Origin of the sequence: Massilia genomosp. 1, assembly GCF_011682185.1 — a bacterium.
GTDB lineage: Bacteria > Pseudomonadota > Gammaproteobacteria > Burkholderiales > Burkholderiaceae_D > Telluria_A > Telluria_A rubra.
The window spans coordinates 1-19547 of sequence record NZ_WHJF01000085.1; the positions used below are offsets into that span (position 1 = coordinate 1).

The 19547-nt window shown below is 64.6% G+C and carries 19 protein-coding genes; 3 read left to right on the forward strand and 16 right to left on the reverse strand.

All coding sequences use genetic code 11. The annotated features are described in order from the left end of the window. Positions 1-403 precede the first annotated feature (403 nt). The 5 genes from F1735_RS24815 to msrA all read right to left on the reverse strand — a co-directional run bounded on the left by F1735_RS24815 (position 404) and on the right by msrA (position 5846). Positions 404-757: a hypothetical protein gene (locus F1735_RS24815; protein WP_167239418.1), complete on the reverse strand. Its 354-nt coding sequence runs from the start codon at positions 755-757 to the stop codon at positions 404-406. Between the two features lie 141 nt (positions 758-898). Then, the gene (locus F1735_RS24820) at positions 899-1438 is read right to left on the reverse strand and encodes a hypothetical protein (RefSeq protein WP_167239419.1); all 540 of its coding nucleotides are present in this window, start codon (positions 1436-1438) and stop codon (positions 899-901) included. A gap of 480 nt (positions 1439-1918) precedes the next feature. Beyond that, positions 1919-4225: a hybrid sensor histidine kinase/response regulator gene (locus F1735_RS24825; RefSeq protein WP_229505941.1), complete on the reverse strand. Its 2307-nt coding sequence runs from the start codon at positions 4223-4225 to the stop codon at positions 1919-1921. A gap of 6 nt (positions 4226-4231) precedes the next feature. After that, positions 4232-5281 (reverse strand): HD domain-containing phosphohydrolase, encoded by a 1050-nt coding sequence (locus F1735_RS24830; protein WP_167239420.1) that lies wholly within the window; start codon positions 5279-5281, stop codon positions 4232-4234. 25 nt (positions 5282-5306) lie between these two features. Beyond that, on the reverse strand, positions 5307-5846 hold the full coding sequence (gene msrA / locus F1735_RS24835) for a peptide-methionine (S)-S-oxide reductase MsrA (protein ID WP_167239421.1): 540 nt from the start codon (positions 5844-5846) through the stop codon (positions 5307-5309). Positions 5847-5989: 143 nt separating this feature from the next. Between msrA and F1735_RS24840 the strand changes: the two genes are divergently transcribed. Both F1735_RS24840 and F1735_RS24845 read left to right on the forward strand, forming a co-directional pair. Then, a complete protein-coding gene (locus F1735_RS24840) occupies positions 5990-6499 on the forward strand; it encodes a flavin reductase family protein (RefSeq protein ID WP_166898065.1) in 510 nt (169 codons plus the stop codon). A gap of 98 nt (positions 6500-6597) precedes the next feature. Further along, a complete protein-coding gene (locus F1735_RS24845; RefSeq protein ID WP_167239422.1) occupies positions 6598-7794 on the forward strand; it encodes an acyl-CoA dehydrogenase in 1197 nt (398 codons plus the stop codon). A gap of 141 nt (positions 7795-7935) precedes the next feature. Here the strand turns inward: F1735_RS24845 and F1735_RS24850 are convergent, their stop codons facing one another. Further along, entirely contained in the window at positions 7936-8244 is a 309-nt protein-coding gene (locus F1735_RS24850) for a hypothetical protein (RefSeq protein WP_167239423.1), read from the reverse strand. Positions 8245-8495: 251 nt separating this feature from the next. Between F1735_RS24850 and F1735_RS24855 the strand changes: the two genes are divergently transcribed. Beyond that, the gene (locus tag F1735_RS24855) at positions 8496-8807 is read left to right on the forward strand and encodes a hypothetical protein (RefSeq protein ID WP_167239424.1); all 312 of its coding nucleotides are present in this window, start codon (positions 8496-8498) and stop codon (positions 8805-8807) included. A 46-nt stretch (positions 8808-8853) separates the two neighbouring features. Here the strand turns inward: F1735_RS24855 and F1735_RS24860 are convergent, their stop codons facing one another. From F1735_RS24860 to pyk, 10 genes are all read right to left on the reverse strand, one after another. Further along, complete coding sequence (locus F1735_RS24860) at positions 8854-9534, reverse strand: OmpW/AlkL family protein (protein ID WP_187364349.1); 681 nt, start codon at positions 9532-9534, stop codon at positions 8854-8856. Between the two features lie 35 nt (positions 9535-9569). Next, complete coding sequence (locus F1735_RS24865) at positions 9570-10949, reverse strand: SGNH/GDSL hydrolase family protein (protein ID WP_167239425.1); 1380 nt, start codon at positions 10947-10949, stop codon at positions 9570-9572. A 213-nt stretch (positions 10950-11162) separates the two neighbouring features. Beyond that, a complete protein-coding gene (locus tag F1735_RS24870) occupies positions 11163-12737 on the reverse strand; it encodes an alpha/beta hydrolase family protein (RefSeq protein ID WP_167239426.1) in 1575 nt (524 codons plus the stop codon). A 12-nt stretch (positions 12738-12749) separates the two neighbouring features. Further along, positions 12750-13781: an L-threonylcarbamoyladenylate synthase gene (locus tag F1735_RS24875; protein ID WP_167239427.1), complete on the reverse strand. Its 1032-nt coding sequence runs from the start codon at positions 13779-13781 to the stop codon at positions 12750-12752. Beyond that, a complete protein-coding gene (locus tag F1735_RS24880; protein WP_167239428.1) occupies positions 13778-14971 on the reverse strand; it encodes a 5-(carboxyamino)imidazole ribonucleotide synthase in 1194 nt (397 codons plus the stop codon). Before F1735_RS24880 ends, F1735_RS24875 begins: the two co-directional genes overlap by 4 nt. After that, on the reverse strand, positions 14968-15468 hold the full coding sequence (gene purE / locus F1735_RS24885) for a 5-(carboxyamino)imidazole ribonucleotide mutase (RefSeq protein ID WP_167239429.1): 501 nt from the start codon (positions 15466-15468) through the stop codon (positions 14968-14970). The genes F1735_RS24880 and purE overlap by 4 nt, the downstream gene beginning before the upstream one ends. Before the next feature lie 2 nt (positions 15469-15470). Beyond that, a complete protein-coding gene (locus F1735_RS24890) occupies positions 15471-16367 on the reverse strand; it encodes a phosphoribosylaminoimidazolesuccinocarboxamide synthase (protein WP_167239430.1) in 897 nt (298 codons plus the stop codon). Between the two features lie 17 nt (positions 16368-16384). Then, on the reverse strand, positions 16385-16744 hold the full coding sequence (locus F1735_RS24895) for a GFA family protein (RefSeq protein WP_167239431.1): 360 nt from the start codon (positions 16742-16744) through the stop codon (positions 16385-16387). Positions 16745-16870: 126 nt separating this feature from the next. Next, entirely contained in the window at positions 16871-17935 is a 1065-nt protein-coding gene (gene fba, locus F1735_RS24900) for a class II fructose-bisphosphate aldolase (RefSeq protein WP_166877905.1), read from the reverse strand. A 161-nt stretch (positions 17936-18096) separates the two neighbouring features. Next, positions 18097-19545, reverse strand: coding sequence for a pyruvate kinase (gene pyk / locus F1735_RS24905; protein ID WP_167239432.1), 1449 nt, complete (start codon positions 19543-19545; stop codon positions 18097-18099). Between the last annotated feature and the right edge of the window lie 2 nt (positions 19546-19547).

The following is a 19547-nucleotide window of genomic DNA, read 5'->3' on the forward strand; positions in this document are numbered from 1 at the left end:
ACCGATTTCAAGAAACGAACAACTCTGGCACGTGCTCGCTCAGGCTAAACAGTTACCGTTTTTGCACGTCTTTTAAGAAAAATTTTCAGGTTTCTGATATCCCTTCATAGGGGCTGAACAGTTACGCTTGGCGCTCATTGCACGATCGGCCCAGACCACGCGAACTGAGCAGATCGAGTGGCGCAGAAAATTCACCGTGATTAACAGTCAGCATCGTCACTGCTTTACCTTCGATGAACTGGTTCTGGAGCTGAGAGGACATTACGACACGCTGATCGATCTTACGGGCACAGTCTCACCTTGACTGAAAGCCACTCTCCCCGGACGTGCGCAAGGCGCCTGGCGTGGGGCAAGGATCAACTTCCATGTAGCGCGATGCCAATCCCGCCCCGGCACGGCCCGCTTACTTTTGTTTGAGCTTGGCGTTTTTGGCGGCCTCGTCGTCGCCCTGGTGCGTCATCGGCCTGGCGTCCCTGCCAAACGTCGATCCGCCAGATTCGCGTCCGATGTCGTCCGGCAGCGCCCGCAACGACGCGTCCTGTGCCCCGAATTGCTGCCGGGCGCCCTCATGCACGACCAGGCAGGCCAGCCCCGGCACCACATTGAGCGGCTGGTAGCCACTATTTCCGGCCAGTGCCACGACGTTATACACGGGAACGGCGCTGACATCCTTGCCCAGCGCCGATTTGATCTGCGCCGACTGCTCGCTGCTCAGGGCCAGCCATCCGGCCGGAAAAAATACCTCTGATGAATTCACAATAAAGCTCCCTGGTTGACTTTGTGGTGGTGAAGAAGAACCTTGCTGACGCTCGCCGCGCCGCCCGGCGAGACGCTGGAAACATAGCCTGGGCAATGCCAGAGCACCCAGGCCATGGGGAAGCGCCGCTACCGGGTCAGCTTAGTAGCGCTGATATCCTTGCGCCCCCGGGAAGCCCTGGAAACCCTGGCCGGGGAAGCCCTGGCCCTGGAAGCCGAACGGTCCCTGGAAGCCCTGTCCACCTTGGAAACCGAAGGTGCCCTGAGGCCCCTGGTAGCCCTGCTGCCCGACGACGCTTTGGAATCCGAGCGGCCCGACGAAGCCTTGCGGCCCCTGGAAGCCGAACACCGCCTGCGGCCCCTGGTAACCTTGCTGGCCCTGGCTGCCCTGGAAGCCGAACGGGTTGAAAAAGCCCGCCGGTCCCTGCGCGCCCTGGAAACCGAACGGTCCGAAGAAACCTTGCGGTCCCTGGAAGCCGGCCACCGCCTGCGGCCCCTGGAAGCCGAACGGCCCGACCGAGCCCTGGAAGCCGAGCGGGCCGATGACGGCCTGCGTCCCCTGGAAACCGGCGGAAGCTTGCGGCCCCTGGTATCCCTGCGCGCCCTGATAGCCCTGCACCGACTGCGCGCCCTGCCCACCCTGCACGCCAGGGAAGTCGGGGACGATCCGGATCGACGTCATCCGTTGTCCGCTAAGGGCGTGAATTTGACGAATCTGATCGTCGTTCAGCGCTAACACCAAGCCTTGTTCATTCATGTCCGTGTACTCCTCTGGATTTGAAAAAAATCAACAATGACGCGTTGAGAAAAATTGCTTGCGACCGGCGGCGGGACCGACTGCCGGGGGGCATCGAGAAACCGCAGCGGGCGGCGCACGTGTCGTCCGGGAAGCGCGGCCATACCAAGGTACGGCGGGCATCGCAGGGCGACAATGACGGCGCGCGGCAGCTTGTTCGAGGCTCCCTGGGGTCGGCAACGATCAGCAGTCGGGAGTCAGCATAAGCCGAGCGCCATGACGGGGTACCTGACGCTTCGTATAGGGCCTCCCCTATCCGAATCGACAGGCGACAAACGGCCCCGGGCGGCGTCGACACGCGGACCGGCCATCGAAAAAATGGGGAGCGGAATCAGGAATTGATGCAGGCAATCTGCCGGCAAGGCCTCAGGCGCCGCCCAGGTGCTGGCCCAGCGCCGCGTAGACGTCGTGCAGGGAGGCGGCCAGGTCGTGCATCAGCGCAGGCGCCAGCAGGCCTGGCCCGCCGTTGCGCAGGTGCGCGGCCAGCCGTTCGGTGCAGGCGATCGCGCGCTGCGCGCCGAAGTTGAGCAGCACGCCCTGCAGGCTATGCACGGCGCGCTGCGATGCTTCCTGATCGCCCGCCGCCAGCGCGCGCTCGAGCGCGTCCAGCAGTTGCGGGCCGTCGCCGATGAACAGCGCGGCCAGTTCGAGCAGCAGTTCGCAGTCGCCATCGAGACGCAGCATGGCGCCGTTCCAATCGAGCACCGCGCCGGCCTGGCGGCCATGAAAGCGCGCCACCACCTCGCGCAGGCGCGCGCTGTCGACCGGCTTGGACAGGTAATCGTCCATGCCCGCCTCCAGGCAGCGTTCGCGGTCGCCCTGCATCGCGCGCGCCGTCATCGCCACCACCGGCAGGTGGCCGCCGTCGGGCGCCGACGCTTCCCACTGGCGCAGGATGCGGGTGGCGGCCAGGCCGTCCAGGGCGGGCATCTGCACATCCATCAGCACCAGGTCGACGCCGCCGTGCAGCGCGTGTTCGAGCGCGTCGACGCCGTTGTCGGCCAGGGTCACCCGATGGCCCATTTTTTCCAGCAGGCGCAGCGCCAGGCGCTGGTTGACCGGGTTGTCTTCGGCCAGCAGGATATGCAGGCGGCCCGCCTTCGACAGCGGCGCCGCCGGCGCCGCGGCCACCGCTTGCGGCAGCGCGCCGCGCACCTGCGGCACGGCGTGCGCCATCTGCCCCAGCGGCACGGTAAAGCGAAAGACGCTGCCGATGCCGGGCTCGCTGCTGACGGCGATATCGCCCTGCATCAGCATCACCAGGCGGCGGCAGATGGTCAGTCCCAGGCCGGTGCCGCCGTACTGGCGGGTGGTCGAGCCGTCGACTTGCGAAAAGGCGTCGAAGATCAGTTTCTGCTTCTCGGGCGCGATGCCGATGCCGCTGTCGCGCACCGAAAATTCGACGTCGCAGCGCTGTTCCAGCACGCGCCGCAGGCTCACGCCGAGCGTCACGCCGCCCTCGCTGGTGAACTTGATGGCGTTGCCGAGCAGGTTGATCAGCACCTGGCGCAGCCGGCCCGGGTCGCCCTTCATCGCCGGCGGCAGGTGCGGCGGCAGCTGGCAATCGAGCGTGAGCCCCTTGCGGCGCGCCGGCAGCGCCAGCGAGCGCACGGTGTCGCGCACCAGCGCGCCCAGGTCGAAGAGGACGTCTTCGATCTCGAGCTTGCCCGCTTCGATCTTGGAAAAGTCGAGGATGTCGTCGATGATGGTCAACAGCGCGTCGGCCGAGCCCTTGACCAGCGCCAGGTCTTCGCGCTGCTGCGGTTCCAGCTGCGATTCGAGCACCAGTTCGGTCATGCCGAGGATGCCGTTCATCGGCGTGCGGATTTCGTGGCTCATATTGGCCAGGAACTCGCTCTTGGCGCGGCTGGCCGCCTGCGCCGATTCGACCGCGTGCTGCAGGGCGTCGCGCGCGGCGCGCTGTTCGCTGACATCGATCGAAAAGCCCAGCAGGTACGGCTCGCCGCCGCTGCGGATCACCACCCGGTTGAGCACCAGGTCGAGCGGCGGATCGCGCTGCGCCAGGCGGCGCTCGCTGCTGACCATGCGCCCGCTGCGCCAGGCCCGTTCATCTTCCTCGTGGGTCAGGCCGGCCCAGGTGCGCGGGCCGATGTCGTCGATGGTGCGGCCCTCGATCTGGTCGCGGGTGCGCTGCGCGAACTGCTCGAACTGGCGGTTGCAGCGGACAAAACGTCCCTGGCGGTCTTTCAGGAATACGGGGATGGGCAGCTGGTCGAGAATCTGCTCGGTCAGCTCGCGCGCGCTTTCGCGCTGGCGCACCAGTTGTTCGAGGGCGCGCGTGAGGCCGAGCAGGTCATCATCGGCGTCATCGGCGGCGCCCTCGTCAGCGGTGAAGGCGGCCGGCATGGCCAGGCGGCCCAGGCTCGCTTGCAGCGCGCGCAGCACCTCGCCCTGGCGCGCCGCTTCGGCGCGCAACTGGTCGTTGGCGCCGTTCAGTTCCGCCGAGCTGATGTCGAGCATGCGGGTGCGCACCTGCAGGTCGCGCTCGGCGTCTTCGTAACTGCGCGAGACGGCGTCGAGCAAGGCGCTCAAGCCCTCGGCCAGGGGCGCATCGCCCAGCGCGCGCAAGCCGCCAAGGCGCTCCTGCAAGGCGCGTTCGCTGTGGACGCCGAGCGTGCGCCGCAGCTGGCGCAGCAGTCGCTTGTGCCGCATGGGCCCTTACGCCGCGTCCTGGCGCGCGCCGTCGCGAAAGCGCTCGCGGATTTCGAGCACCGCCGGCCAGCGCCGCAGCAAAGCGTCCACGCATTGCGGGTCGAAATGGCTGCCGCTGTTCTCAAGCAGGTAGGCGCGCGCGGCGTCCAGGCTCCAGGCGGTTTTATACGGGCGCACGCTGGTCAGGGCGTCGAATACGTCGGCCACGGCGACGATGCGCCCGACCAGAGGAATGGCCTCGCCCTGCAAGCCGTTGGGGTAGCCCTGGCCGTCGAAGCGCTCGTGGTGGGTGTGGGCGATCACGGCGGCCAGCTGCAGCATGCCCGCTTCGCTGGCCTTGAGGATGTTGTAGCCGATTAGCGCGTGCTGGCGCATGATGTCCATTTCGGCGGGCGTGAGGCGGCCCGGCTTGAGCAGGATGTGGTCGGGCGTGCCGACCTTGCCGATATCGTGCATGGGCGCGGCGTTCAGGATGCATGCCTGCTCCTCGTTCGACAGGCCCAGTTCGGCCGCGATCAGGCAGGAGTAATGGGCCATGCGCTGGATGTGGGCCCCGGTTTCGGGGTCGCGGTATTCGGAAGCGCGGCACAGCAGCAGGATGGTTTCCTGTTCGCGCGCGCGCAGTTCGGCGGTGGCCTTGTCCACTTCGCCCGCCAGCGTGCTGGCGCGGCTTTGCAGGGCCAGGGTGGCGCGCCGCAGTTCGAGCATGTTGCGGGTGCGCGCCAAGAATTCGATCTTGTCGATCGGCTTGATCAGGAAATCGTTGGCGCCGTTTTCCAGCGCGCGATGGCGCACTTCCACCTCCTGGCTGGCGGTGACCATCAGCACCGGCGGGCGCTCGCGCGCCTCGCCCCCGAGCGCGGCGATGAAATCGAGCCCGTTCAGGTCCGGCATCATGTAGTCGAGCACCAGCAGGTCGCAGGGATGGGCGCGGCACCAGGCCAGCGCGTCGGGCGCCGACTGGAAGGCCACCGTGTCGACATCCGGGAGCTTTTCCAGCAGGCGCGACATGAGCACCAGGTTGATGTGCGTGTCGTCGACGATCACGACCTTCATCGGCGTTCCCGGGCGGCGGCGAGGCTCATGCCAGGCGCCCGCCGAAGGTGGCCAGGAACTTGCTGACCTTGGGCGCCACGACCAGGGCGCAATAGCCTTGCAGCGGATTGCGGCTGAAGTAATTCTGGTGCTCGTCCTCGGCCCTGTACCAGGTCGACGCCGGCCGCACCTCGGTGACGATGGGCGCGTCCCAGACGCAGGCCATTTGGGCGATCACCTGGCGCGCGGTCGCTTCCTGCTCGGGCGAATCGACGAAAATGACCGAGCGGTACTGGGCGCCGACGTCGTTGCCCTGGCGGTTGGCGGTGGTCGGATCGTGGATCGTGAAAAACACTTCGAGCAGGTCGCGGTAATCGACGGCGCCCGGATCGAACACGATGCGCACCACTTCGGCGTGGCCGGTGGCCCCGGCGCACACCTGCTCGTAGGTGGGCTGATCTTCCGGTCCGCCCATGTATCCGCACTCGACCTTGAGCACGCCGCGCGCTTCCAGAAAGACCGCTTCCAGGCACCAGAAGCAGCCGCCGCCCAGAATGGCCACCTGGGTCGCAGATTGGTTTTTCATTGCTCGCTCCGGTTACGGACAGATATAAGAATCACTGTAACGCAAAGCGCCCCCGCATGCACCTGCAATCGATGCGGCCGGCTGCGTCGGAAAAGCCCGATGGCGCCAAAATTTGGCATAATGTCATAAACCACAGGGCAACAATGAACACTAGCTCACCCCGCGCCGATTCGCGCGCATTCGACACGGCGCAGTTTCGCCAGGCACTGTCGCAGTTTGCCACCGGCGTGACCGTGATTACGACGCGCCTGGCCGACGGCACTTTCCGTGGCCTGACGGCCAGCTCCTTCAATTCGGTCTCGCTCGACCCGCCGCTGGTATTGTGGAGCCTCGGCAACGTTGCCAACAGCTTGCCTATCTTTAGCGGCAATTCGCACTACGTCATCAACGTGCTCGGCGCCGACCAGGCGCACCTGGCGCAACGCTTCGCCAAGCGCAGCGAAAACCCGTTCGGCGATATCGAATACGAACTCTCGCGCACCGGCCAGCCCATCCTGAAGGGCGTGTCGGCGTGGTTCGAGTGCCACAACCGCAGCCGCTATCCCGAAGGCGACCACGTGATTTTCGTGGGCGAAGTCGAAGAATGCGCGGTGCATCCGCAAGCCTCGCTCATTTTTCACGGCGGCCAATTCGGCAGCACCCAAACGCGGTAAAATCCAGACACCCAAAAAGCAGTCTATACAAGTCTGGTTGACCCAGCCATTCGCACCATTTTCCAATTTCCAATACTAAAACAGAGACAGGAACCGCCATGACCCGATCCGATGCGCCGAGCAAAGCCAAATTTCACTGGGACGACCCGCTGTTGCTCAACCTCCAGCTGAGCGATGATGAACGCATGGTGCGCGATGCCGCCGCCGCCTACTGCCAGGACAAGCTGGCCCCGCGCATCCTCGAGGCCTTCCGCCACGAGCGCATGGACACGAGCATCTTCCGCGAAATGGGCGAACTGGGCCTGCTCGGCCCGACCATTCCGGAACAGTACGGCGGCCCGGGCCTGAACTACGTGGCCTACGGCCTGATCGCGCGCGAAGTCGAGCGCATCGATTCGGGCTACCGCTCGATGATGAGCGTACAGTCGTCGCTGGTGATGGTGCCGATTCATGAATTCGGCACCGAAGAACAGCGCCAGAAATACCTGCCGAAACTGGCCACCGGCGAATGGATCGGCTGTTTCGGCCTGACCGAGCCGAACCACGGTTCCGATCCGGGATCGATGATCACCCGCGCCAAGAAGGTTCCCGGCGGCTACGCCCTGAGCGGTTCCAAGATGTGGATCACGAATTCGCCGGTGGCCGATGTGTTCGTCGTCTGGGCCAAGGACGATGAAGGCGCGATCCGCGGCTTCGTGCTCGAAAAAGGCATGGCCGGTTTGTCGGCGCCTGCGATCCACGGCAAGTTCGGCCTGCGCGCCTCGGTCACCGGCGAGATCGTGATGGACAATGTGTTCTGCCCGGAAGAAAACGCCTTCCCGGACGTGCGCGGCCTGAAGGGTCCGTTCACCTGCCTGAACTCGGCCCGCTACGGCATCGCCTGGGGCGCGCTGGGCGCGGCCGAAGCGTGCTGGCACACCGCGCGCCAGTACACCATGGACCGGGTGCAGTTCGGCCGTCCGCTGGCGGCCAATCAGCTGGTGCAAAAGAAACTGGCCGACATGCAGACCGAAATCACGCTCGGCTTGCAAGGTTGCCTGCAACTGGGCCGCATGAAGGATGCCGGCACGGCGGCGGTGGAAATCACCTCGATGATGAAGCGCAATTCCTGCGGCAAGTCGCTGGACATCGCCCGCGTGGCGCGCGACATGCTGGGTGGTAACGGCATTTCGGACGAGTTCGGCGTGATCCGCCACATGGTCAACCTGGAAGTGGTCAACACCTACGAAGGCACGCATGACATCCATGCGCTGATCCTGGGACGTGCGCAGACCGGCATCCAGGCCTTCCAGTAAGCACATCGGCTACGCCGCGTCGGCAACGCCGCGTCGGCAACGCCGCGTCGGCAACACCGCGTCGGCAACACCGCGTCGGCAACACCGCGCCCGCCCCGCCAGCCGGGGCGGGCGCTTACCCGCCACGGCACCCTGCCCCTTTTATGCAAACATCACCATCGCTCCCATCAGGACGATGGCCGACACGATCACAATCACGATTCCCAACACACCGCGCTGCCAGCCCTGCAGGCTGTCCCAGTGCGACGACACTTGCTGGAAGGGCGCGCCGGTCACCAGTTCGATCAGGCCGGCCAGCAGGAAAGCACCCGGCACCGCCACGGCCATCATCTTGAGACGCGATCCCGACCCCGAATCGCCCAGCCCGTTTTTCAGGAGGATCGAATACAAGATGGCAAAGCCGATCGAGCCTCCCGCCAGCTTCACCATGGCTTTTTCGCGAACGTTCATCTCCATCATCCTTCATTTGAATAAGGCAAAACGCTCGATGATACCTTATGAAATGCTCACAAAGCAACACAAATAATCTTTGTGCAACATTATTGCACCAGAAATCGTCGCCCCGCCCGTGCCATCGTCCTGCGGGCCATCGCGCGCCAAGTGGACGCAGCGTGACGCAGCTTAAGCGCTGGACGGCGGGCTTTTCTATGATTTGCTATCAGGGCCGTCCCGGCTGACCTGAACATTGCAATGGAGTAGATATGGACACGATGATTGCCAAAAAAGATGCCCTGGAACGCTTGCACGGCCTGCGCTTCGACGAGAAATACCTGACCATCTGGGTCACGTCGACCGGCTGCACCGACAAGAAAGACTTTGAAATCCGCTTTACCAAAGGCACGGCGGGAAAAATCACGCTGGCCCTGGAAATTATGCGCATTGCCCCGGACCTGTGCAAGACCACGACGCACGTTGTCGAACTGAGTTTTTCATGGGAAGAACTTGGGATTGCCGTCGAGGTCTTGAAAAGTGCCTCGGTCAAGGTGGCGAACCCCTTCGGCTTGCTGCGATAAGCGCGGCGCACGGCCCAAAAAAAACCCGCCGAAGCGGGTTTTTTCATCAGAACTTGTAGCCAATCCCGACACTGATCACCTGCGGGTCGAGCGTGATGTCCTGCGTCTGGCCTGACGAGAAATCGACCTTGGTCTTCAGGAAGCTCTTGATGTACGCCACGTCCGCGAACCAGCGGTCGTTAATGTTGTACACCAGGCCGGCCTGCAGGCTGCTGGCCAGCTTGTTCTTGACCTTGAAGGTGGTGGCCGGGCCACCGATGTCGCTGATCGCGGTCAGCCGGCCGGAACCGGTCTCCTTGGCGAAATACGCGTACGTCACGCCCGCGCCAATGTAGGGACGCAGCATCGCGTCCGGCTTGAAGAAACGGTACTGCACCAAAAAAGTCGGCGGCAGTGCCTTGACCGTGCCCAGCTCGCCCGTGCCCTTGATGGCGCCGTCGCCATACAGGGTGTGCTTGAACGGCATGCCCAGGTCGAGCTCGGCCGAGACGTTATCGGTCAGGCTGTACGAGAACGAAAAGATCGGCTTGGTGTCGGAACCGATGTCGGCCTTGGTACCGGGCAGCGCGGGGGCGCTGACGTCGCCGCTCTTGACCTTCGGCGTGATTTCGGCGATGCCGACCTTGGCCGTCCACTGGCCGGCCGACTGCGCCGATGCGCCCGACGCGACTGCCATCACGGCTGCCGCGGCAACTGCCTTGCCGACACTACTCATACGTAATTTCATTTTTTCTCCAGGTTCTTATTATGTGCGCGGTCGGCTTACAGCCAGCCTTTGACGATCATCTGCTCTGCCACGTATTTCGCGATCAGCGAATTTTCGAACGGGGTCGGATGGACTTCGTCGGCAAACATGTAGCGGCTGACGTCGCCGGCGATCGTGTTCGCGACATTGCAGCCGAGCGAGGTGGTCCCGAGCTTGTTCACAGCGCAAGCGGCCTGCTTGGTGTTGCTCAGGCCATACGGCGCCGGATTGATGATCTGGTCGTGGCTGATGGCCCACAAGTCCACGTACAGGACCTTCGCTTCGCTGGCCACGCCTGCCTTGAGGTGGGCATTGAAGTTGTCGACCATGGCGATGATCAAGGCTTGCGGCGAGGTCGGCTTGGTCGAAGCCGGGGCATGGCCCAGGTCGGGCAGGTTGTTCACAACCACATAGTTGGCGCCCTTGCCGACCATCTGGGTCTTGACCAGCGCGGCCAGTTCGTCACCCGCCACGCCCATGGCGGCGATCATTTTCGGGCCTTCGGCGGCGGCAAAAGCGGCGCCAGCCTTGGCGCCGGCGGCTTCGCCATCGGCCGTGGCCGCAGCCTTGGCCTTGGCGGCCATCGGCAGGTACACGCTTTGCGAGGCGGCCGCCAGGTTGCCCTGGGCGACGGCAGCCTGCACGGCGGCGCCGATGATGCTCTGGTCGTTGGCGCCAGGAAGTTGCGATGCAACCAGAATGGCGCCGCCGATGGCTTGTCCGGCAGCGGCTGGATTGGTGGCGCCGGCCGCGAGCTGGCCGGCAAAGTTGGTGGCGAAACTGGTGGCGCCCACCTTGGCGCCTTCGGCCGCGCCGGCTTCCTTGGCGTGGACCGACAATTCGGCCAGCAATTCGAGCGCATCGTTGCCGCCGGCGATGACGATCACCACTTCATCGCCCTTGAACTTGCCGCCGTTGCGCGACAGGTGATTGGCGACCTGGGTGACGACCGGCACGGTCAGCTGGCCGATCGCGGCACCGGTAGCCTTGTTGCCAGGGCCGACCGGATTGGTGACGCGCGCGCCGCCCTGGGCATAGCTCAGGCAGGCGTTATTGCTGACCACGGCGACCGAAAAGCCGAGGCTGGCATCACCGTCGAGGCCGGTCTGGGCCGGGCATGGCGCCGGCAGGCCGAACTGGGCCGCCAGGTATTCGGTGAAGTTCTTGCCGCTCAGGGCAGGATTGGTGGCGGTGCCGTCGCCATTGATGGTGTACTTGCCGCCGCCCAACAATTTGACGGTGCCGACGTTGTAGGTGCCGAGGTCGGCCAGGCTGTCGCCGAACGAAACCTGGGAAGAGAATTTGGTTTTCAGTTCCTGGTTGCCGGTCTCGCTGCCGCCGCAGGCAGTCAGGACGGCTGCGGTGAGCAAAGTCAGCGCAAAATTTATGTGACGCATTGTGTCTCCTGGTGAAATTTGTATAATTGTTATAAACGAACGGCCGTGCTTTTCCCTACCCAACTAATATGCCAGTCTTCCCCGTACTTGTATAGGAAAACACATTGGTAAAACGTCAGTTGGACGCAACAGATCACGCCATAAAAAAGTTGCCGGATTATATCAATCGTTCCGGCAACCGTGCGGACATTTAAGGCGCGCTTAAGCCACCCATCAAGGCGCGAGCGCGGCGTTGAAGAAACCGCGTGCGGCGCTCAGGCAAAATGGCGCCACCAGCCCGGCGTGGTAGGTGTCGGCCACGGCCCGGTCGCCCGAGTCGCCGCTCTTGATGGCGTTGAGCTTGACGGCCAGCTTGGCGGTGGCAAAGTTGGCCTTGGCCGAGCGGTAAGGATCGGTGCTGCCCGGGGTGTCGTCGAGGTCGACTTCGGTGACCAGCGCGCTGCCGCTGCCGGCGCGGAAATAGTCGACCGCGGCGCGCGTGTTGCTGTAAGCAACGGTACGGTCTTCATGGCCGCCGCACAACAGCAGCGGCGCGCCCGGCGCGAAGGTGCGCAGGTCGTTCTTGACGAAGAGCTTACGCAGCGGATGCTCGGGGGCGCAGGCCAGCGGTGCGCCGGCGCTGACGTTGCACGGATGGGCTTTGAGGTCGGCCAGGTAGGCGTTGCGATAGCTGGTCTTGAACAGGTTGCCGGCGCCGAAATAATCGCCGTAGCCGTCCGCTTGCGGCTGCGAATCCTTGGCGAACAGGGCGTTGTCGGGCCAGCCCGGGGTTTTCAGCAATGCTTCGACCGTGATGGCGCCGCTGGCGAATTGGTCGACGGCGGCCGCGAACGGGGCTTCGTACAGCTCGCTGGAGGCGGCGTACACCCCGGCGCCCGCGCGCTGGCCGGCATTGATCAGCGCCGGCAGGAAGCCGCTGGCGCCCTTGCCTGGCTTGCCGTTGAACATCTCGTCGCCGAACTGGCCGAGCGCGTACGGACCGGACATGCCGGCCGCGGCAGTGACCTTGAATTCACCGGCCAGGCCCTGCATGGCGCGCTGGGTGGCCACGGCCACGTAACCGCCCTGCGAGTAGCCGGTCAGGAACAGCTTGCCGGAGTCGGCGGTCTTGAGGGCGCCGAACACGCTGCGCGCGGCGCGCAGGCCGTCGATCATGTCGTTCGATTGCTGGGCGGCGTCGAGGTAGGGATGGTAGGCCAGGGTGGAATCGGCGTAGCCGGCGTAGTTGGGGGCCACCACAATGAACCCGCGCGCGGCGAACATGGCGGCCACCAGGCGCGACTCGGTGTTGGCCAGGGTCGACATGTCGTAGTTGCGTTCGGCCGAGGTGCCGTGCGCGTACAGCAGCACCGGGCGCGCTCCGCTGCATTCCGGGTTCGTGCCGGACGGTACCATGATGGCGGCGCTGGCGTCGGTCGCTTCGTTGGCGCCGCCGACGGTGTTGTAACGCACCTTGTAGGTCGTCACAGCACACTTGAGCTCGCCCGTGATGGCGGTGGTGCCCACCTGCAGCGAGTCGAGCAGCTTGCCGAACACGGCCGGGTCGAGGGTGGTGACGTTGGCGCCGTTGGCACTGACCGGCATGACGGCCGCGCCGCCGCCGATGACGCTGCCGCGCGCGGCCGGCGTTGGCGTGGGCGTGGGCGTGGGCGTGGGCGTCGGCACCGGGGTGGGCGTCGGGGTGGGCGTCGGGGTCGGGGTCGGAGTCGGGGTCGGCGTGGGCGCGTCGTCGCCGCCTCCACAAGCCGTTAATGATAGGGTGAGGAGAGCAGCGAAAGCGAGGCGCATGGTTTTAGTCCGTCAGGAAAAGGGTTCGTGGTTGAGCAGGCCGTGTACGATGCCGGTCGAGCCATGCGCTGCGCGGCGCAAACGGTCGTTTACGCCCAGCCAGGCATCGTCCTGCGGCGGCGCTTCGACCAGAATCAGGTCGGCCCCGGCCGTATCCATCGCACGCAACGCCGCATACAGTGCGTGTGCGAAACCTTCCGGGCTTGTGGGTAACTGAATCTCAGCGAACACATCCGGGAAGTGCGAGTAGTGTATCAAAGCTACTTTCTTTCCCGCATTATTCAATCGTGCGAGGGTATCGGCCAGTTCCGCACTGGCCTGCATGGCCACCGGCGTGTGCGGCGCGTAGTGCGATTCCAGGGTGCCGGAAGCGCGCGGGGCGGCCGCATCAAGCGCGGCCGGCATGGCGTCGATAACCGCCGCGATCGCTTCGGCGCTGATGTGGCCGGGACGCAGCAGCACCGGGCCGTGGGTGGCCAGGCGCGACAGGTCGACGATGGTCGACTCGATCCCGACCGCGCTCTGCCCTCCGTCGAGCACGGCGTCAACCGTGCCGTCGGCGTCGAACTCGTCGATGACATGGCGCGCCGTGGTCGGGCTGACATGGCCGAACTTGTTGGCCGAGGGCGCCGCCACCCCTCCCCTGCCGCCCTTGAACGCTTGCAACAGCGCAATGGCGACCGGGTGCGAGGGGCAGCGCAGGCCGACCGTATCCTGGCCGCCCGAGACGGCGTCCGGGATGTTGGCGGCGCGCTTGAGGATCATGGTCAGGGGACCGGGCCAGAAAGCGGCCGCCAGTTGCCCGGCTTCGGCCGGGATGTCCGTCGCCCAATACGCCAGGTCGGCATCGGGTGCGACATGCACGATCACCGGGTGGTCTTGCGGACGGCCCTTGGCCTGGTAGATGCGGGCAACCGCGTCGGGGTTTTCGGCGTCGGCGCCGAGGCCGTAGACGGTCTCGGTTGGCAGGGCCACCAGCTTGCCCTGTTCGAGCAGGCGGGCGGCCGCGTCGATGGCGGCCAGGTCGAGCGCAACGTCGCTCATGCCGCGATCCCGAGAATGGCGCAGGCGGCGGCCAGTTGGCTTTGCGCTTGCGCCAGGGTCGGGGCGATGAAGCTCACATGGCCCATCTTGCGGCCGCGCCGCGCATCTTCCTTGCCGTACAGGTGCAGGCAGGCGCCGGGCAGCGCCAGCAGCTCGGCCCAGGCCGGCTCAAGCGGCGTATCCAAACCGTCTGCAAACCAGATGTCACCAAGCAAGTTGAGCATGACGGCCGGCGAATGCTGGCGCACCTCGCCCAGCGGCAAGCGCGCCATGGCGCGCACCTGTTGCGCGAACTGGCTGGTGACGCAGGCGTCCATCGTGTAGTGTCCGCTGTTGTGCGGACGCGGCGCCATTTCGTTGACCACCAGCGAACCGTCGGTGAGCACGAAAAATTCGATGCACAGCACGCCGACATAGGCCAGTTCGTCGACGATGACTTTGGCGGCCTGCTGCGCCCTGGCGGCGCTGGCGGCCGACACATTCGGGCCGGGCACGGTGGTGGTGAACAAGATGCCCTCGCGATGCACGTTTTCGGCGATCGGGTAGACCACCGACTCGCCATCGGCGCCGCGCGCGGTCAGGACCGACACTTCGTAGGCCAGCGGCAGCATTTTTTCGAGCAGGCACGTCACGCCGCCCATGCCATTGAAGGCCGCGCGCACATCGTCACGGGTGCGGACCACGGCCTGGCCCTTGCCGTCGTAACCCATGCGCACCGTTTTCAGGATGCCTGGCAGCAGCGAGTCGTCGATGCTGTCGATATCGTCCAGCGCGGCGATGGTCTTGTGCGGCGCCGGCGGCACGCCGGAACGGGCCGCGCAGCCAGCCAGGAAACGCTTTTCGGCGATCCGGTCCTGGGCAATCGCGACGCAATCGGCGCCGGGGGCGACAAAGGCGTGCGTGGCCAGCAGGCGCAGGCTGTCGGCAGGCACGTTTTCGAATTCGGTGGTCACGGCCACGCAGGACTGGCCCAGCTGGGCCAGCGCCTGCGGGTCGCTGTAATCGGCCGCGATCAGGCTGTCGGCGGCGTGCCCGGCGGGACTGTCGGGCGCCGCTTCCAGCACGGCCACCTTGAAACCCATGGCCTGGGCGGCATGCACGAACATGCGGCCAAGCTGGCCGCCGCCCATGACGCCGAGCCGGGCCGGAGGCAAAAATGCGCGTTGCGACGGAGAATGCTGTTGCGTCATACCGGCAATACCGATGCCTTGGCGGCGGCCGTCTGGCGCGCGCGGAATTGTTCCAGTTGCGCAGCCAGGGCGTCATCGGTGCAGGCCAGCATGGCAACGGCGGCCAGCGCCGCGTTGGCCGCACCCGCTTCACCGATGGCGAAGGTGGCCACTGGAATACCCTTTGGCATCTGCACGATGGACAGCAAGGAATCCTTGCCCGACAGATAGCGCGACGGCACCGGCACGCCGAGCACCGGCACGATGGTCTTGGCCGCGATCATGCCGGGCAAGTGGGCGGCACCGCCGGCGCCGGCGATGATGGCGCGCAGGCCGCGCGCGCGGGCGCTCTCGGCGTAGGCGAACATCTCATCGGGCATGCGGTGGGCCGAGACAACCTGGGCTTCGAAGGGCACGCCGAAATCCTTGAGCATGTTGACGGCGTGCTGCATGACTTCCCAGTCCGACGAGGAACCCATGACGATGCCGACCAGCGGCTTGTTTTCTTGAGTGCTCATCATCAAGCCTTCAGGGTGTCGCCGGTCAGGCGCTCGAGCGCTTCGACGTATTTGGCGCGGGTGTTGGCAATCACCTCATCCGGCACAGCTGGGGCTGGCGCGGCCTTGTTCCAGCCGGTCAGCGTTTCCAGGTAATCGCGCACGAACTGCTTGTCGTACGACGGCGGCGACATGCCGACCTGGTAGCTCGACATCGGCCAGAAGCGCGAGGAATCCGGCGTGAGGATTTCATCGATCAAGTGTACGGTGCCGTGCTCGTCCAGGCCGAATTCGAACTTGGTGTCGGCGATGATGATGCCGCGCGTGGCCGCGTATTCGGCGGCGGCGGTGTAGAGCTCGATTGCGTAGTCGCGCACCTGGGTCGCGATGTCGGCGCCGACGATCTTCTGGGCTTCGTCGAAGGAAATGTTTTCGTCATGGGCGCCGGCCGGGGCTTTGGTCGATGGCGTGAACAGCACGGTCGGCAATTTTTGCGCTTCCTGCAGGCCGGCCGGCAGGTCGATGCCGCAGACCTTGCCGGTCTTCTGGTAATCCTTCCAGCCGGAACCGATCAGGTAGCCGCGCACGATCGCTTCGATGCCGAGCGGCGTCATTTTTTTCACCACGATGGCACGGCCTTCGACCTGCGCGCGTTCGTCAAGCGCGACCAGCGAGACCGGATCGATGCCGGTATCGTGGTTGGGCATCAAGTCCTTGTACTTGGCGAACCAGAAATTGGACATGGCCGTCAGGATCTTGCCCTTTTCGGGGATCGGCTCATTCAAAATGACGTCGAAGGCGGACAGGCGGTCGGTCTGGATGACCAGCAGTTTGTCGTCGCCGACGGCGTAAATGTCGCGTACTTTCCCACGGTGCAGGAAAGGCAGGGACTTCAGGTTTGTTTCGAGAACGCCAGACATGTGAATCCTTGAGGTGGTTAGGGCAGCCAGCCCGGCTTGCTATCGGTGTGCAATTCATGCGTCACCCGGCCTTCGTAGGGCGTGTCGAAGGTGCCGAGGGTGACGGCGATACGGTCGCTGTGCTCCGCCATCTGCCAGGTCAGGTTCGATCCGCATACGCCGCAGAACGCCCGTTCGACGCCGGGCGACGAGGCGTAGCGCGTGATCTCACCGGCGCCGGCGACCAGGCGCAGGGCCGACGCGGCCACGTTCGCGTACGGGCCGCAGGCAGCGCCGTGCTGCTTCTGGCACATGCGGCACCAGCACAGGCTGGTCCGATCGACATCGCCGTGGATTTCGTAGCGGACCGCGCCGCAGAGGCAGCTGCCTGTGTACATGATGAAAGATGGTCAAAAAAACAGCAATAATGACAGGACAAAAAACACACGCGCCCGAGGGCGCGTGCGGGTGTTACGGTGTTCGGCCTACAGTTTACTTGTTTACTTGTTTACTTGTTTACTTGTTTACTTGACGATCTGCGCCAGCTCGCCTTTTTTGTAACGCTCGGCCATCTGGTCCATGGTCATGACCTTGATCTTGGCGGCCTGGCCTTCGCAACCGAACGACAGGAAGCGCGCCTTGCAAATCTCGGTCGCCGCTTCACGGGCAGGTTTCAGGAAGTCGCGCGGGTCGAACTTGGACGGGTTCTCGAACATGTACTTGCGCACGGCGGCGGTCATGGCCAGGCGGATGTCGGTGTCGATGTTGATCTTGCGAACGCCGTGACGGATGCCTTCCTGGATTTCTTCAATCGGCACGCCGTAGGTTTCTTTCATGTCACCGCCGAATTCGCGGATGATCGCCAGCAATTCCTGCGGCACCGACGAGGAACCGTGCATCACCAGGTGGGTGTTCGGGATGCGCGCGTGGATTTCCTTGATGCGGTCGATGGCAAGGATGTCGCCGGTCGGCTTGCGCGTGAACTTGTAGGCGCCGTGCGAGGTGCCGATGGCGATGGCCAGGGCGTCGCACTGGGTGCGCTGCACGAAGTCGGCGGCCTGGGCCACGTCGGTCAGCAGCTGTTCGCGGGTCATCAGGCCGTCGGCGCCGTGGCCGTCTTCCTTGTCGCCCTTCATGGTCTCGAGCGAACCGAGCACGCCCAGTTCGGCTTCGACGGTCACGCCGATCGAGTGCGCGAACTTGACCACTTCACGCGAGACATCGACGTTGTACTCGTAGGAAGCGACGCTCTTGCCGTCCGCTTCGAGCGAGCCGTCCATCATCACCGAGGTGAAGCCGGAGCGGATCGCGGTCATGCAGACCGCCGGCGACTGGCCGTGATCCTGGTGCATGACGACTGGAATGTGCGGATAGGCTTCGACGGCGGCGTCGATCAGGTGGCGCAAAAACGCTTCACCGGCATACTTGCGCGCGCCCGCGGACGCTTGCATGATGACCGGGGAGCCGACCGCGTCGGCGGCAGCCATGATGGCCTGCACCTGTTCGAGGTTGTTGACGTTAAACGCAGGCAGGCCATAACCGTTTTCGGCGGCATGGTCCAGCAGTTGACGCATGGATACGAGGGACATGGTAATACTCCAAACAATAGAAAGCGGGGTGCCGCCACGGGAGCGCAGACCGCGCGGGTAGCGCGCAACGCGTGTGGACGGCGGCGGCGACAGGCTGTGATTGAGCCGAGGCCGCAAAAAATCGCTGCATGCCGCGCCCCCGGGGACGCGGCCAGATTACACTAACCAAATTCGCCGACGCGCACGATCTTCAGTGCGTTGGTGCCGCCGACCTCCCCCATCGGCTCGCCCCAGGTAACGACGATCATGTCACCCTTCTTGACGATTCCCTTGGCGACCATCAAATCCTCGGCTTGCTTGAGCACCGCCGTGCTGTCGCCTTCCTGCATCAGGTTGTAGGCGCGCACATTGCGGTACAGCGCGGCCTTGCGGTGCGTGGTGGTGCTCGGCGTGAGCGCGTAGATTGGCGTGTCGATGCTGTGACGGCTCATCCACAGCGCGGTCGAGCCGGACTCGGTCAGCGCCACGATGGCTTTGACGCGCAGGTGATGCGCGGTAAACAGGGCGCCATAGGCGATCGACTGGTCGATGCGGGTAAACGTGACGTTCAGGAAGTCGGCGTCGAGCTTGTTGTATTCGGACTGTTCGGCTTCCAGGCAGATCGCGGCCATCATCTCGACCGTTTCGATCGGGTAGCGGCCGGACGCGGTTTCGGCCGAGGTCATCACGGCATCGGTGCCGTCCAGCACGGCGTTGGCGACGTCCGACACTTCGGCGCGGGTCGGCACGGCGTTGACGATCATCGACTCCATCATCTGGGTCGCGGTAATGGCCAGCTTGTTCGAGGCGCGCGCCATGCGGATCATGCGTTTTTGCAGCGCCGGCACGGCGGCGTTGCCGACTTCCACGGCCAGGTCGCCCCGGGCGACCATGATGCCGTCGGAGGCGTCCAGGATTTCTTGCAGCACAGGAATCGCTTCGGCGCGCTCGATCTTGGCGATCATCATCGGTTTATGGTGGTAGGGCTCGCCGGCGATATTGGCCAGCTGGCGCGCCATTTCCATGTCGGTCGCGCTTTTCGGGAAGGAAATAGCCAGATAGTCGGCCTGGAAACTCATGGCCGTCTTGATGTCTTCCATGTCCTTGGCGGTCAGGGCCGGCGCGGTCAGGCCGCCGCCCTGGCGGTTGATGCCCTTGTTGTTGGACAGCTCGCCGCCGACCTTGACCACGGTGAAAATCTCGTGGCCGAGAATGCGCTCGACCACCAGCACGATCAGGCCATCGTTGAGCAAGAGCTTGTCGCCGGTGCGTACGTCGCGCGGCAAGGCTTTGTAGTCGAGGCCGACTCTTTCCTGGTTGCCCAGTTCGCCGTTCTCGCCCCACTTGGCGTCGAGGATGAACTTGTCGCCCGTCTCCAGGATGATCTTGCCCTGCTCAAATTTACCTACACGAATCTTGGGACCCTGCATGTCCGCCATGATCGCCACTTCGCGCCCGCACTGGGCGGCGGCGCGCCGCACCAGGTTGGCGCGGTCGATATGATCCTGCGCCTTGCCATGCGAAAAATTCAGTCGGACCACATCGACACCCGCTTCAATCATGCGAACGAGAATATCGAAGTCGGTCGAAGCCGGGCCAATCGTTGCGACGATCTTGGTACCACGAAACATAA